Raw genomic sequence first — 16556 nt, 5'->3', positions numbered from 1 at the left:
TATAGCTTGGTTTTGTATTTTTGGTTTTTATATTAGAGATAACTAAAACATGAAAATTCATTTTATAGCCATCGGAGGTAGTGCTATGCACAACCTAGCAATAGCTCTACAACAAAAAGGATACCAAATAACAGGAAGTGATGACACTATTCACAATCCATCAAAGTCTCGGTTAGCAAATAAAGGATTGTTACCAGAAGAATTTGGATGGTTTCCAGAAAAAATATCTACAGATTTAGATGCTGTAATTTTAGGAATGCATGCTAAGAAAGATAATCCAGAATTATTAAGAGCTCAAGAATTAGGAATGAAAATATATTCATATCCTGAGTTTTTATACGAACAATCTAAAAATAAAACTAGAGTTGTAATAGGTGGTTCTCATGGAAAAACGACTATAACCTCAATGATTTTGCATGTGTTAAATTATCATGATAAAGAAGTTGATTATATGGTAGGAGCACAATTATATGGTTTTGAAACGATGGTAAAACTTACTGAAGAAAATGAGTTTATTGTTTTAGAAGGAGATGAATATTTAAGTTCTCCAATTGATATGCGACCTAAATTTCACTTATACAAACCAAACATAGCATTGTTAAGTGGGATAGCTTGGGATCATATAAATGTTTTTCCAACTTTTGAAAATTATGTTGAACAGTTTTCAGTTTTTACTGATTCCCTTACAAATGGAGGGATTATGGTTTATAATCAAGAGGATGAAAATGTAAAGAGAGTAGTGGAGGAGAGTGAACATCCTATAAAAAAATATTCATATACTACGCCATCTTATTTTATTGAAAACGGTATTACTTTTATAGAAACTGAAGTAGGTAATTTACCTCTTGAAATTTTCGGAGAGCACAATTTACAAAATTTAGCTGGAGCTAAATGGATTTGCCAGCATATGGGAATTGAAGAAGATGAATTCTATGAGGCTATTGAAAGTTTTAAAGGGGCTAGTAAGCGTTTAGAAAAGATTGCGGAGAATGATACTACTGTGATTTTTAAAGACTTTGCACATAGTCCAAGTAAAGTGGAAGCTACTACTACAGCGGTTAAAAATCAATATAAAAATAGAACTTTATTAGCTTGTTTAGAATTACATACTTATAGTAGTTTAAATGCAGAGTTTTTAGCAGAATATAAAGGAGCATTAGATAAAGCTGATAAAGCAGTCGTTTTTTACTCTCCACATGCAGTGAAAATAAAACAATTAGAAGAAGTTACACAAGAACAAATTGCTAAAGCTTTTGAACGTGATGATTTAATTATTTACACAAATCCACAAGAATTTAAAGAATTTTTATTTAAGCAAAATATAGAAAACACTGCTGTACTATTAATGAGTTCTGGTAATTATGGAGGATTGGATTTTGAAGAGGTTAAAGGGTTGGTTTAGAAGAGATTTTTTCTTTCCACCAATTAGTATCTGTTACCTTAGAAAGAGTGAATAGAAAAAAAGATTTATTAAAAAAAGATTTATATAAAATTGAGATTCTAAATCTAAACTTGAGATAAAATTTAAGAAAGCTTTTTTTTATCTTGTTCTTCAGGTTAGGTTCTAGTTGTAGTAAGCATTTATCTAGATAGATCTGGCTTTTAGGGGTCGACGAAAATACTATGTTTATTGGAAGGGATAATAGGGTTGTGTATAATTTTAAACCTGCACTTAACTCTTTTGATAAATTTATATCTTCTATGTTTGTTTTTGATTGTAGGGTGTTTCCAAGTAAAAAAACATCATAAGCATTCTTAAGACTTATATTTTTTAAAATGTAACCATTATCATTAATCAATTTAGAAAAAACAGAGAGTTTAATTTGATCTATAGATGAGAGGAGAGTATAATTGTCTATATTAAGAAAAGATTTATTTAATTTTGGATAATTAAAGAAATGAGATTTCTCTTTTTTCAAAATTTCTTTATGTATTTCAATAGCAGCAATTTTATTTGAATTAGTAATCCTAGGTAGATGTCTGTGATCTTCAAAGAGTTCAGAAATTTTGTGATTATATCCATTCTTTTCTAGTAATTTAAAGGCGGGTTCACAATGTTCTTTTTTTATCAAAAAATCAATATCACCAACCATTCTTTCAGCTATATCTTCATACAGTCCTTCTAGTAGGTTTCCTGTACCTTTTAGGAAAATAGGAGTAATGTTATTTGCTAATAATAAATCATTTATTTCTTTAGCTTGCTCTATTATTTGCTGATTTCGCTCACGATTTAAATCTGTAATATGTTTCATGTATTCAACCAAATCATTTGGTAAATAATGTAAGAAACTAGCACGTTTTAAATTACAATATAAGGCAGGGAACACATAGTGAGAAGTGCTTAGTTTAACAACGTTATCCCAATCAATATTGCCTGATTTTAATTCACTTTCAATAATTTCTTTATTATGTTTTTCGTGGGTAATCGTTAAGCATTTTCCGACAAAAAATAATGTTTCCTTATAAGTCATTATTAAAAATTTTTGAAACAGTTTTTACCATTTTATCATTATTAGAATAAGTTAATTGATAGCAGGGTAATTTAGAAAACCAATTTAAGAAAGCCTCAGCATTTTCCGAAATAGGAGATAACCAAGAATCAGGAACTAGTTGTTCAAAAGCAGTAATTGTTGATATTTCTTTTAGTTTTAAATCACTATCCTTTTCATACTTTATAAAGACTAAGGCTTTACAAGGTAAATGAGCTGTGTAATTTGAATTATTTGGAGGTAAATAACGAACAATTTTATTTAATCTTTTGAAATGGTATTCAGCAGAAGTTTTTAATTCAGGATATATGGGAAATAACGTTTCTAAACTGTTCTTTTTTATCGAAATAGCAGAAGGAAAACTATATACTTCCTGTTTTTCGGCGTCGATAGGAACAAAATCGTCAGCTAAACAGGTAAAGTCATTAGCTTGTAATAAAGCTAAGGAAGTACTTTTCCCGTTTCCAGAATCCCCTAAAAAAAGCATAGACTCTTTGTTGTTACTAATTGCAGAAGCATGGAATACACCAAGCCATTTACTTTCATTTTTTTGATGGATGTGTTCTACTATTTTCATAGAAAACTTTCCTTGAAAATAATGAACTTCATTTATATTCCAAGTATTAATAATTTCATCATTTACAGAAAAACTAATAAAGTCTTTGTTACTGTATACTTTATAATAATATTTTGCTTCTTGTTCAGAGTTAATTTCTAAATGTGCAAATTTTGGATGTACTAAAGAAACTTCAAAATCAGATTGATAATCTACTTCAATAATTACATCATTAATTTGATATTTTTTTTGATACTTAAAAGAAGTAGGTGGCTTTAATGGTTCTATTTCAGAAAGTTCTTTAGTGGTTGTTTTTAATAAAGTTTCAATGTCTAAAACTAAATTATCTGCTTGCTTTAGAGGTATGTTTATTGAGTTAAATAGATTGGTAATGATTTGTGTTTTATCAACCTTATTTTTTAGTAAAGTAAGAATTTCTGCAACTAAAGGTTCAACAATAATATATTCGTTATTATCTTGAAACCAAACAATTGATTTATCGTCTATTTTTTTATTTATAATCATACGTGGTAAAAATAATAAAACCCTGATTATATCAGGGTTTTATAAATGAAAAATATTTAATATTTAAAATCCATCACCAGGGTCTTCTGGACTTTGAGCTTGTGCTTTTTGAGGATTTAATATCATATAAGTTCCTAAAGCAGTTAAGGCAGTATACTTTCCATATTTCCCTATTTTTTTTAATGCTTCTTTTCTAGATATATTATCTGTATTTTTATTTTGTTCTTTCATGATCTCAAAAGATTAGATGGGGTTTATTCTAAAATGATTTTCTTGTTTACTGTACCTATTTCTGTTTTAATTTCAAAAATGTAAACACCAGAAGCTAGAGAGGGAGTTGAGATTGAAGAAATTCCGTTAGATGAAAATGTCTTTTGAACAACTTTTTTTCCTAAGATAGAATAAACACTTAAAGAAGCATTGTTGGCTTGTAAACCAGCAATTGTTATTGTATTCGTATTTGATTTATAAATACTAACATTTTCAATAGAATTGATTCCAATATCTGTTTTTAAAGAAGTAGTGTGAATATAGAATCTACCTATACCATTTTGATCTTTATCTAAAGTAGTCTTATAGTTGTTTTCTGATAAATTAATAAACTCTCCGTTACTTCTATCTTCTAAGAATATTTTTACAGTATTTGGTAAGTTTTTAGCAGAAGCAGAAAATTCTATTTCTTTATCTGAATCAGCTTTTAAACCTAATGGAACAACTGTATTTTCTATAGCATTTAATGGTAAAGATTGTATTGCCAAGTTTCTTCCATCGTTGTTATTAACTAGTTGAGAATACAATATGAATTTTGGAGAAATACCACCAAATACAGTACCATCATAACCATTGTCAAATCCTTTTGATGTTCCATCAATATAGTAGATGTTTGTTGATTTAGATGTTTTTCCTTCACTTACATATACTGATATTTCAGTTCTTGAATTTCTTTGAAATGTGTCTGTTGTCTGATGACTTTGATTAGCGGTACTAAAAGTTACATTGGTATTTGAATCAGCACTAACAAAGAAAGCTTGTCCAGGTGCTATTTGAAAAGAGGCGTGTGTCCCTGACATTTTTAAGTCATAACTACTAGTTGCTTGGTTCCACATCCAAATTGTTTGTTCAGATAAAGCAGCAACATTATCAGTAAAAAAAGTTCCTAGGTTTACATAAGAGGTATACGGATTTCCAACTAAATTTAAATTATTAGTAGCTTGTGTAATACCATAACTAACAGGTCCTGTATTAACTGTTCCTGTAAAACTGATATCACCTACTGCTGCCAGTTTAGTAGATAAACCTTCACCTGAAGTAATAGTACCAGTAGAACTATTGGTATAGTAATTCCAAGCAGTACCGTCATTTTTATAGGATGCAATACCTATTCTTCCACCACCAGAACCAGTAGCAAAAGTATGATTGGTTCTTAAATCTTGTATAGTTTCTCCAGAAACAGGAGACGATACTAAGTACCAGTTTGTTGTTGGTAAATTTCTTTTATATGTTGCACTACCTGTTAAAGCAGCATTAGCTATTAATGAGGCACCAGATTCTATTAAAGCAGAATTTACTGTTGTAGCTGAAGAAATAGTAGGGAAGTTAGTCAATCCAGCAGGAATAATTACATCAGCACTACTTGAAGGAACGGCTCCATCTAACCAGTTTGTTGTTGTGTTCCAGTTATTGTCGGTAGCGCCAGTCCATTTAATAGTAGAAGCAAAAGAAGTGTTATCTGTATTGTCTCTACCTGGAGAAAATAAAACAGGGTTACCTACAATGGTTGAATGATTTACAAAAGAACCAGTGAGGTCAATATCTCTAGCTATCGATTGATTACTTCCTGCTGCACCATATGCTTCAGTTAAAATAGTGATGCTTGTTTCATTTTTGATTGTAATTGTATCGCCACTATTATTCAACCCTAAAGCATTTGAGCTTGCCACTTGAACCAAACCAGGGACGGTAATAGGTGTACCCCCACTAAAAACTACAATAGCTTCATTTGCAGGAATAATAGTTCCATTAGGGAAAACATGTCTGTCACTAGCCCCATCTGCTAGAGTCCATCCAGAAATATCCAAGTTTGCTCCACTTATATTGTATATTTCAATGAATTCATCTTGAGATGCGCTAACTGATCCATCTCCGTTAGCATCACCATTTGTAGAATCTGGATCGGCATGAATTTCATTAATAACAATAGGGGTATCGTCATCGTTAATAGTAACAGTATGTTGCGATATTGATATATCTGATGTTCCTGAAGTAACTGCAATATTAAGAATCACAGTTTCTCCTATGTAATCTGCATCATCATTAATATCTAAAGAAATGTTTTGGGTTCCATTACCTGTAAAAGTTAATGAATTTGTATTTAATGTATAATCGCCTACTTCAGCAGTACTACTACCATCTATAGTTACACTTAAAGTAACATCTGCCGCATAATTACTAAAAGTAACAGGAATTAATGTATTAAAATTTGAATCTGTTTCGGTTTCAGTACTTGTTCCACTGTCAAAAGTAACAATAGGATTGCTTGAAGCAGAACTAGATGTTCCAGTAATGGTAACATCGTCCATTCTCATATTCCCTGTACTTGTGGCATTATAACCGTAAATTCGAATAGTTAGAGCATTACTTGCTGTAACAGTAATTGGAGCAGCAAAATTCCCTCCTTTTGAATTACAAGAAGTACTTATGGTACCTGTTAATAGATCTGCGGCATAAGAATCATTAGAAGATCTAATGCTAAAATTAGCTGGACCACTAGAAGATCTTCTTGCAGAAAACGTAAATCCAGTAACAGATAAATTAAAACCTGTATTGGCTGTTATTGTATATTCAGCATAATCATCTGAAATATTAATACTTGCTGCTGTGCTCCATGAGCTAGGGGACCATGCATCACCATTACAAGTAAAGAAACTTCCTGTTGATGTTAATCCTGTATGAGTTGCATTTGAGGGGGTAACGTTCGCATCAGATGACGAAGAGGTTAAAACATCTCCTGTAAAGTCCCAGACAGCTAACTGTGCGTTAGTTTGTGTTGTGAATACTAATAAGATTAGTAAAAAGAAGGAGAAAAAGTATTTTTTTTTCATTATATAGTTTTTATAGTTTTCTGAATTAGAAAGTTATAAAAAATAAGTCTTAAATGATAGGGTGGATTGAAATGTTAACAATTTGTTAAAGAAAAAGGCCTCAAAATATTTTGAAGCCTTTTTAAGTAATTTATAAAAAATGATTAAAAATTATCACCAGGATCTTCCGGGCTTTGTGCTTGTGCTTTTTGTGGATTTAATATCATATAGGTTCCTAAAGCTGTTAAAGCAGTATATTTTCCATACTTACCTATTTTTTTTAATGCTTCTTTTCTTGATATATTATCTGTATTCTTATTTTGTTCTTTCATAATTCAAAAATTGTAAAGGGATTATTCTAAAATGATTTTCTTGTTTGTTTTACCTTTTTCAGAGTCGATTTCGAAAATGTAAACTCCAGTTGCTAATGATGGAATTGTGATCGAAGAAAGCCCACTTGATGAAAATTTCTTTTGAATAATTTTATTTCCTAAAATTGAATAGACGTTTAAAGTAGCATTATTAGTTTGTAAACCAGCAATTGTTATTTTGTTTGAACTCGATTTGTAAATACTAACGTTTTCTATTGAATTATTTTCTATACCCGTTTTTTGAGACTTAGTATGTATATAGAATCGCCCAATACCACTTGTATCATTTTTTAAATTAATAGTATAATCTTCTTTTGATAAGTTAGTATAGGTATTATTATTTCTATCTTCTAAAAACATTTCAATACCTTCTGGTAAATTACTTCCTTTAGCCGATAACTTTATAGTTTTTCCTGCGATTGCTTTTATTCCAACAGGGATTACCATACTTTCATAATTTTTGTTTGGCAATGCTTGTATAGCAAAATCAATTCCTTCACTATTGTTTATTAAATGTGTGAATATTTTAAAGTTAGAACTAGCACCTGAAAACGTACCAATATCTGATCCTGGATCTAGTTTAGAAGTTTTGTTTTCGATGTATCTAATTTTTGTAAATGCCGTATTCTTACCTTCTGCTATGTTTAAAATAATTTCTGGGTAATTTGTGTTACTTTTTAAAAAGATATCTCCCGTTTGATGTGTTTGCATATCTTCTGTAAAAATAACTGAAGTACCTCCTGCATCTGGTGCGTGAACAAAGAACCCTTGTCCTGGTGCAATATAGAAAGCTGCATCATCAACTGATTTTTCTACATAAGCTGTACCATTCCATAAATATAAACCGGCTCTAGAAGGATCAAGATTACCAGCATCAATATTTACTTTCAAAAAGTTATTAGTTGCATTTGCAGCATTACTAGCATTTAAAGATGCTGTAAATGGGTTACCTACTAAGTTCCATCTATTTCCTGCAGGATTATCTCCTCCATCTGTAATTGGGAAAGTTTTGTCGGTTGTATTTAATGTTCCTGAGAAATTTAAAGTACCACCTGTACTTTTTTGTATTGAATACCCTTTACCAGCTGTAAATGTTCCAGCAGTGGCAATATTATTTGCTCCAGCTCCAGTAGTATAGTAATTCCATCGCGAAGCACTTACAACATTATTTACATAAGGAGCAATAGCGTATTTAACTCCACTAGTATTAACATTTCCAGTAAAATCACTAATGCTTTTACCTGCAATTGGAGCAGCTATTAAATGCCAGTTAGTAGATAAATATCTGTGATAATCTACATTACTAATTCCTGTATGATTTCCTTTAACAATTAAAGAACCATTGTTTGAGGCATTGGATAACATATTTAGAGTACCATTTTGATTAAGGTTACCATTGATTGTGATAGATTGACCACTTAATATATTAAAAGCCCCACCTATACTAATACTTAAATCGTTAACTGTAACATTGCTTATATCTAAGTTAACAGTTCTAGTATTAACATCAACATTATCTGTACTAATAGGTAGTCTTCCTAATGACCAGTTGCTTGTAACAGACCAGTTTCCACTTGCAGGAATATATGAATTTGTTTGGTTAGTTTCCGTTGTGAAATTTAAAGAAGTTGTATCAGAATTAGAAATACCCGCATAATTATTATTAGCAGCATCTTTAAAAGCAGTATTATCTATTTGAACATAGTATCCTGTATTTAAATCTAAATCTGAAGTAGGATTTATAGTAGCTGTATTAGTACTTATAGTAACAGAAGCTGTAGTAACATCTATAGTTTCAACGGTACTATTATCAGTAGTCTTTTTTATAAGTATATTTCCTGTTCCTTTACTAATATTCTCATTAAATGTTAATACTATATTTTGAGAAATGGCAACATCAGTATCATCATCTGCAGGATTTGAAGAGTTTAATATTGGAGCTACTGCATCTACTAAAACATTGGTAGTAGAACCTACGCTATTTAAAGTTAAGTCTGCATCTGTACCGCTTGAATTTCGCAAAGTACCGTTATTATCATCTAAAGTACCTACGGTAATACCATTAGTGTCTAAATCTCCAGTTTGAATCGTATATCTAAATAATAATGCACTGGTTGTTGTACCACTCTGATAGGTAGCTTGACGTACAGTACTTCCTACAGTGATAGCTAACTGAGGAGTCCCTCCTGTAGTATTCACAGTAATGTTTTCATTAAAATTAACAGTGAAATCTAAATTTTGTCCAGTATTATATGTTGCGTTAGCAGGTACTGTAACACTCGTTATGTCCGACTTAGCTAAAACAGCAACAGTTCTTGTATCATTAGCTGTACCTGAGTTAGTATCAGTAGCTGTAACTGTTATAGTTCTATTTGCAGTTCCTGGGCTATTTGAAGTATTTCTATATCGTAATGATTGTAAAACTTCTTGTACAATAGCATTGGTTGCATCACTATCAAAAGTAATGGTTAGTGCAGTTCCATTGGTTACAGTTCCTCCACTAGTACTTAAATCACCTACGTCTGTTCCATTAGCAAGGATGTTTGTTCCACTTATGGTAATGGCAGTACCATCTCCATCGGTATCAGAAATACTTAATTCATCTGCTGCTTCATTATTAGCTGTTATTTGAGCTACTAATGTTCCTCCATTCCAATCGGCATCTCCATCAGCATCACTAACAGTTGCACTAGCATCTACTTGTTTTGCAGTTTCTCCTTCTGTATAGCTTAGGGTTGAGCTGTCTATTGAAATTGTAGGATCAGTATTGGCAACTGCTAAAGTTAATTGATCAAAAACTATTTGTTCTTGGAGTCCTCCTGTAAAATTAGAAGTAATTGTAATTGAATTTACTCCAATAAAACCAAGAGTAACATCTGTTGAAGTAGCAAAAGTTCCAGTCTTATCAACAGCAGTATTAGTTCCTCCTGCTGGTGTAAATGTCCATGTTCTTGAATGTGTTTGAGTACTAATAACTCTAATGGTATTTACATTCACAGGTGTATCAAAAGAGATAATCATTTCCTCAGTATTTGTTGAGGCACTAGAATGAAAAGCTACTTGATTAGTTCCAAATGCTCCAACAGTTGCTATAGCTGTATTATTTGCACCACTATTTTTAGCTTCTACTGTCATCTTTATTCCCGAAAGTGTCTCACTTACTGAAGTAGGTGTGTCATCTGTTGTTGATGCGACAGTAAGATCAAATGTTTGGGAATATGAGATATTGCTAATGAGGCAACATAAAATTAATAAATAAGTAATTTTTTTCATGAAAAGATTATTTTGGTTAAAGTATTTGGTTATAAATAAATTTATCATGATAGGCTAAAAACATATGTTTTTAGCCTATCATGATAAATTTGAAAAATAGAAGTTTAGCTTCTAGAAGGGAAATAGCCTTGTAAAGCAATTATGTATCTAACTACTACATATGGTTGTCTAACATTATGAGCTTGACTACCTCCATTATTTAAAATTTGTAAGCCAGCATTTCCGCTTAAAGTTTGCCCATTTACAACATTGCCTGCGGTTGGAGGACCAAAAGATTTAACGTTTGTAACACCTAAACTAGCAGGGATATTAGCTACTGCTGGAACATCTCCAGCTGCAGGAGTTTCATTTACAGCTGTAGCTGTACTTAGTAAAACATGTTGGTCTGTACTGGTATTATTAGTAGTTAAATGATTATGAGAAGGCATTTCAGGAATAGTTAAAGTGTGATATTCTTGCCCTCCTTTTTGTCCTACTCTATAGTCAAAACCTGAGCCAGGATGACGACCAGCACTCATCGCTACTCTACCACGTAAGTCTGGTAAACCGAAAGTAGTTCTTCCGTCACCTCCGTACATTGTTCCTAATAAGGAAAATAAAGCAGAATTTTGAGAAATAGCTAATAATTGTCCGTCGCAAAAAGCCCATCCTCTTGGAGCAAAATTCCCTGCAAATATCCTAACTTCTCCTAACATAGGTTCTTGAGCGTTGCTTTCTGTGGCAGATAATAAACAGATAAACAATAATCCGATAAATTTAATTTTTAATTTCATAATAAATAGTTTGGTTTTGGTTAATGTTTTTTTTGATTTTATATAATTCCTAAAACAAAGTTACTAGTGACAATCATAGATTTTTTTTAAAAGTACTAAGAGAGCTTTTTTTAGGAATGAGTGTGTGTTTTTTTGTAACAAGCGTTTTTCTCCTTTTTAAAAAGAAAAAACAGTTTAGAGATATTATAACTTACAAATAGATTAGGTTTTCTGTTGTTGAAAACGGAACTATATCTGTAAGAAATAAATTAATTTTAGGTTTTGAGTTGACGGTTAATTTATCAGTGAAACCAGTAAGAGAAAGAATGTTTTTTGATGTTTGGGGAACGTTCATCGGATTATTTTTTATTACAGTTGATGATCCAATAAATTTATTTTTTAACCTCATATTAAATAAGTTTGGTTTGATGATACCAAATTTAAGATCATGAGATTTATTTATAGGGGTGTTTTTCCCCTAAAAGTAAGAATGAAAACAACCTTTATTTAAAGTGAAAAATATTTTAGGATTTAGTTTTTACGCCAAAAGAAAGGTGTAAGTAGAATTAAAACAGTAAATAATTCTAAACGTCCAATAAGCATTAAAAAAGAACAAAACCATTTGGCTCCTGCTGATAAATGATTGAAGTTATCTACGGGACTAACGCTTCCAATTGCCGGTCCTATATTCCCTAAAGAAGAAGCACAAGCCCCTAATGCAGAGTATAAATCTAAGCCAAAGAAAGCTAATATTACAGTACCTATGATAAAAATAAGCATATATAAAACGAAAAAAGAAAGTATGTTAAATACAATAGTTTGATTTACTGCTTTACCATCGTAGCGAACTGGTATAATAGCATTTGGATGTATTGATTTTTTAAATTCTAAAAAACTGTTTTTTAGCATTATTATATGACGAACAACTTTTACACCACCAGAAGTAGATCCTGCTGAACCTCCTAGGAAAAATAAAGAGAAGAAAACAGCAGTTACAAAAAAGCTCCACATCGTAAAATCTGCAGTAACAAATCCTGTAGTAGTCACTACTGATATTACTGAAAATAAGGAGTGTCTAATAGCGCTTTCTGCTTTTCCCCAAACCATAGGGTGGTTAATTGTAGTTTGTAATGCAGGGTCTTGATAAAAAAGAATCATTACAGCCACAATAGCCGAGATAATTAATGTTCCGAATAAGTAATATTTAAATTCTTCACTCTGTATAACTTTTCTAACTTTTCCTTTTAAAGCAAAATAGGTAAGTACAAAATTAGTACCTGCTATAAACATAAAAAAGATAATAATATACTGTATCATTGGAGTTCCGTTCCAATGAGCTACACTTGCATTTTTTGTTGAAAATCCACCAGTACTAACAGTTGCCATAGCATGATTTAAGGCATCAAACCAATTCATTCCTGCTACTTTTAAGAGTAAGAATTCTACAGCAGTTAATAATACATATATTAACCATAAACGTTTAGCGGTATCAGTAATCCTCGGATGTAATTTATCTGTTGAAGGGCCTGGAGCTTCAGCCATAAATAATTGCATTCCTCCAATACCTAATAAAGGTAAAATGGCAATGGTTAATACAATTATTCCCATACCACCAATCCAATGCGTAGCACTACGCCAAAAAAGTATTCCTTTAGGCATAGACTCTATATCTGTTAAAATAGAAGACCCAGTAGTGGAATATCCAGAAATAGTTTCAAAAAAAGCGTTGGTGATACTTGGGATACTACCTGATAATAAATAAGGAAGCATCCCAGTAAATGATAAGGTAAGCCAACCTAAAGTAACGATGAGGTACCCTTCTTTTTTATGAATTTTTTTGTTATCAGGTTTGTTGAAAAAATAAAAAACTAATCCTAAAGCAATTGTAATAATACCTGCATTTAAAATTCCCCATTTAGATGGTTCATCATAATAAAAGCTAAAAGGTAAAGAAAGCCACATGAACAATCCATTAAGAATTGCAGTTATTCCTAAAAATCGATAAATTAGTTTAAAATTAAGACTTTCCATTAGTTGAATAAATCTTCTACTGTTGATATAGCTTCTGGTAAACAAAAAACAATTGCTTTATCACCACTTTGCAACTGGAAATCACCAAAAGACATGTGAGCTTTTCCATCTCTTATTACGCCACCAAAAACAGCTTCTCTAGGAAATCGAAGCTCTTTAATTGGTTTTTTAGTTACTTTGGCATTTTCTTGAACTTCAAATTCAAAAACTTCAGCATCTATATTATGTAAGTTTGCTAAAGCTAATATTTCTCCTTTACGTATATGACGGAAAATATTACTAGCAGCAATTAGTTTTTTATTAATAAGCGTATCAATTCCAATAGTTTGAGAGATGTTTATATAATCCATATTCTCAACTAAGGCTATTGTTTTTTTAACACCTTTAGATTTAGCTACTAAGCAAGACATAATATTAGTTTCAGAATCTCCTGTAACGGCAATAAAAGCATCCATCTCTCTAATATTTTCCTCTTCCAAAAGTCCTAGATCTCTACCATCTCCATGAATAACTAAAGTATCTCTTAAGTCTTCAGCAATATTTAGTGCTTTTTCTTTTTTACGCTCAATTAATTTTACTTTAAAATTGTCTTTGCAAAGATTTCTAGAGGTTTTTCGGCCAATACTACTTCCACCAAGTATCATTACATTTTTAATGTCTATTTGTTCTTTACCAATAATAGGATGCAATTTATTTATACTATAACTTGGTACTGAAAAATAAACTTGATCGTTCATTTTGTAAGGTGTGTCACCTCGAGGAATAATAGTTTGGGCTATTCCTTCTCGTTTAATCGCGATTGTAATAAAATCGACTAAACTAAATTTATCTTTAGCTTCTTTTACAGTTAAATCTAAAATGGGAGATTTATAACCTAGCGTAGTTCCCATGATGTTAAAAACACCATTTTCAAAAGCTACAGTATCGTTAAAAGAAGACTGATTTAAAAGAAATTTTATTTCTTCAGCAGCTAACTCTTCAGGAGAAATCATAAAATCAACACCATAATCTTTAAAATTGATGCAATCGTTTTTTAAAAATTCTGGATTATTAATTCTAGCAATTGTTTTTTTTACGCCTAGTGCTTTACCAACTACAGATATAGTAAAATTTGTATTCTGACTTTCTGTAACAGCTAATAATAAATCAGCAGAGTCTATACCAATTTCTTTTAAGAGTTTGATTGAGGTAGCATCTCCTTTTTTAGTGATTACATCTAAATGATTATTGATGTAATTTAGTTTTTCACCATCAAAATCTATTACATAGGTATCTTGTGATTCGTAAGAAAGGAGTTTAGCCAAATGAAAACCTACGTCTCCAGCCCCGGCTATGATAATCTTCATATTTTTTATTAAAAAAGATAGAACGCAAAGATACTGTGCTTCTTTGGGTTGTGCAAAAAATGAATTATATTTATAAATGCTATACAAATAAATTATTATGAAAAACATATCTATTAAATCTTGGGCTTTAGATGACAGGCCGCGTAAAAAACTTATGTTGAACGGGAAAAGTACACTTTCAAATGCAGAATTAATTGCGATTTTAATTGGAGCAGGTAACCGGCAAGAAACTGCTGTTGAATTGTCTAAAAGAATTTTATTATCAGTTGATAATGATTTGAATAGTTTGTCAAAATTATCAATAGAAGCTTTAATGAAATTTAAAGGAATAGGGGAGGCCAAGGCAATTTCAATAGTCTCGGCTCTTGAGTTTGGAAAAAGAAAACAGTTTACAGAAAAGAAAGAAATTTTAAAAATTCATAGTTCTAAAGATGTTTTTAATATTGTTCAGCCTTTAATAGGTGATATTCAACATGAAGAATTTTGGGCGTTATATTTAAATAATTCAAACAAAGTATTAGAAAAATTTCAATTGAGTAAAGGTGGATTTACTGCAACATTAGTTGATATAAGATTATTGTACAAGAGAGCTTTAGAGTTATCTGCAGTAGGAGTTATTGTTTGTCATAATCATCCATCAGGAAAATTAAAGCCAAGCAGCTCAGATATTGAGCTTACAGAAAAAATTAAAAAGGCAGGAGTTACACTTAACATAAAATTGTTAGATCATTTAATAGTTACCGAAAAAGCTTATTTTAGCTTTGCCGATGAAATAATTTTATAATTATTGGCTTTACGGATACTATTTATTGATTATGATACTAATTTATACTCATAAGGTTACTCCTAGAGTGCGTTATATTTTTAAACACATTTTTACCCGTATTTTACAAATTCCAATAGATTTTACAGGAAAGGTTGAAGATTTTGTAGCTTATAATGGAGCAAAGTTTTCATACACAAATGTTGCTTTGGGAAAAGAGTTTTTTGTAAAAAGTAATGAGTTACTATTTCAACAAGGGGTTAAAAATTTTGATATAAATGTTCAAAAATGGGATGATGCTTCTTGTTTTTTTTTAACTGGAGAGCAATCAGAAATACCATTTGATATTTTTGCGGCAAGCTTTTATTTAATATCAAGATATGAAGAGTATTTGCCTCATATAAAAGATGAATATGGAAGGTTTTCAGCTGAAGAAAGTATTGCTTTTAAGAATAATTTTTTGGAGCAACCATTAATAGATATTTGGGCATATAAATTTTTAGAAAAACTAAAAGTTAAGTTCCCTGATTATGAGCATTCAACAAGAAAGTACAAATATATTTCTACAATTGATGTTGACAATGCTTTTGCTTATAAGTATAAAAGTTTTATAAGAACGATAGGAGGTTTTCTTAAAGATATTTCTCAGTTTAAAATTTTTACGATATGGGATAGATTCGCTGTGCTGTTTAGTATTAAAAGAGATCCTTTTAATACTTTTAAAACGATTTTAGAGCTAAAGAAAATATATCAAGTAAGAACAATTTTTTTCTTTTTAATAGGAGATTACACAACTTTTGACACCAATGTTTCTACATCAAAAAGTAAGTTTAAATTGTTAATAAAAGACATGGTTGACTATGCCCGCGTTGGTTTGCACCCGTCTTATTATACAATGAACAATGGAGTCTTATTAAAAAAAGAAAAGGAGAGGTTAGAGAATATTACTAATATGCCTATTAAGCGATCTCGCCAACATTATTTACGAATGTCTTTACCAGAGACCTACCAAAAATTAATTGATTTAGAGATTGAAGAAGATTATTCAATGGGATATCCAAATTACACTGGTTTTAGGGCAAGTACATGTACCCCTTTTTATTTCTATGATTTGGAATTTGAAATTCAAACTCCTTTAAAAGTTTTTCCTTTTGCATTGATAGATTCTACACTAAATGACTATATGAAATTAACTGCAAAACAATCTTTAGGGAAAATTAGAGATTTAAAAAATGAAGTTAAAGCTGTTAATGGTACTTTTATTACTGTTTTTCATAATGAAAGCTTGAGTAATTATCAGAGATGGAAAGGATGGACAAGAGTATATAGCTCTATGTTAAAAATAGTTAGAAGTTAAAGAATAATATAAT

General features: G+C 30.8%; 13 protein-coding genes. 3 read left to right on the top strand and 10 right to left on the bottom strand.

What is annotated here, in order from left to right; translation table 11 throughout:
- Nucleotides 1–49 precede the first annotated feature (49 nt).
- The gene (locus Q0881_RS12600; protein ID WP_299160802.1) at nt 50–1402 is read left to right on the top strand and encodes a Mur ligase family protein; all 1353 of its coding nucleotides are present in this window, start codon (nt 50–52) and stop codon (nt 1400–1402) included.
- Here Q0881_RS12600 and Q0881_RS12595 read toward each other — a convergent pair.
- The 10 genes from Q0881_RS12595 to trkA form a co-directional block, all read right to left on the bottom strand.
- Nucleotides 1386–2471: a nucleotidyltransferase family protein gene (locus Q0881_RS12595; protein WP_299160800.1), complete on the bottom strand. Its 1086-nt coding sequence runs from the start codon at nt 2469–2471 to the stop codon at nt 1386–1388. The genes Q0881_RS12600 and Q0881_RS12595 overlap by 17 nt on opposite strands.
- Nucleotides 2461–3570 carry a hypothetical protein gene (locus tag Q0881_RS12590; protein WP_299160798.1) on the bottom strand — a complete coding sequence of 370 codons (1110 nt, stop codon included), beginning with the start codon at nt 3568–3570 and terminating at the stop codon, nt 2461–2463. The genes Q0881_RS12595 and Q0881_RS12590 overlap by 11 nt, the downstream gene beginning before the upstream one ends.
- Before the next feature lie 63 nt (nt 3571–3633).
- On the bottom strand, nt 3634–3801 hold the full coding sequence (locus Q0881_RS12585; RefSeq protein WP_175578724.1) for a hypothetical protein: 168 nt from the start codon (nt 3799–3801) through the stop codon (nt 3634–3636).
- Between the two features lie 23 nt (nt 3802–3824).
- Nucleotides 3825–6671, bottom strand: coding sequence for a lamin tail domain-containing protein (locus Q0881_RS12580; RefSeq protein ID WP_299160796.1), 2847 nt, complete (start codon nt 6669–6671; stop codon nt 3825–3827).
- A gap of 143 nt (nt 6672–6814) precedes the next feature.
- On the bottom strand, nt 6815–6982 hold the full coding sequence (locus Q0881_RS12575) for a hypothetical protein (protein ID WP_299160794.1): 168 nt from the start codon (nt 6980–6982) through the stop codon (nt 6815–6817).
- Nucleotides 6983–7003: 21 nt separating this feature from the next.
- The gene (locus Q0881_RS12570; RefSeq protein ID WP_299160791.1) at nt 7004–10294 is read right to left on the bottom strand and encodes an Ig-like domain-containing protein; all 3291 of its coding nucleotides are present in this window, start codon (nt 10292–10294) and stop codon (nt 7004–7006) included.
- 104 nt (nt 10295–10398) lie between these two features.
- The gene (locus tag Q0881_RS12565) at nt 10399–11067 is read right to left on the bottom strand and encodes a tail fiber protein (RefSeq protein WP_299160789.1); all 669 of its coding nucleotides are present in this window, start codon (nt 11065–11067) and stop codon (nt 10399–10401) included.
- A 190-nt stretch (nt 11068–11257) separates the two neighbouring features.
- Nucleotides 11258–11455: a hypothetical protein gene (locus tag Q0881_RS12560; RefSeq protein WP_299160788.1), complete on the bottom strand. Its 198-nt coding sequence runs from the start codon at nt 11453–11455 to the stop codon at nt 11258–11260.
- A gap of 122 nt (nt 11456–11577) precedes the next feature.
- Nucleotides 11578–13077, bottom strand: a complete 1500-nt coding sequence (locus Q0881_RS12555; protein WP_299160785.1) for a potassium transporter TrkG — start codon at nt 13075–13077, stop codon at nt 11578–11580.
- The gene (gene trkA / locus Q0881_RS12550) at nt 13077–14423 is read right to left on the bottom strand and encodes a Trk system potassium transporter TrkA (protein ID WP_299160783.1); all 1347 of its coding nucleotides are present in this window, start codon (nt 14421–14423) and stop codon (nt 13077–13079) included. Before trkA ends, Q0881_RS12555 begins: the two co-directional genes overlap by 1 nt.
- Before the next feature lie 97 nt (nt 14424–14520).
- On the opposite strand from trkA, the gene radC reads away from it, so the two are divergent.
- On the top strand, nt 14521–15207 hold the full coding sequence (radC, locus tag Q0881_RS12545) for a DNA repair protein RadC (protein ID WP_299160782.1): 687 nt from the start codon (nt 14521–14523) through the stop codon (nt 15205–15207).
- 31 nt (nt 15208–15238) lie between these two features.
- Nucleotides 15239–16543 carry a polysaccharide deacetylase family protein gene (locus Q0881_RS12540; RefSeq protein WP_299160777.1) on the top strand — a complete coding sequence of 435 codons (1305 nt, stop codon included), beginning with the start codon at nt 15239–15241 and terminating at the stop codon, nt 16541–16543.
- The last annotated feature ends 13 nt before the right edge of the window (nt 16544–16556 follow it).

This window comes from uncultured Tenacibaculum sp. (assembly GCF_947494125.1).
Taxonomy (GTDB): Bacteria; Bacteroidota; Bacteroidia; order Flavobacteriales; family Flavobacteriaceae; genus Polaribacter.
The sequence above is the reverse complement of the archived record's forward strand: the minus strand, read 5'-3'. Positions and strand labels throughout refer to the sequence as shown.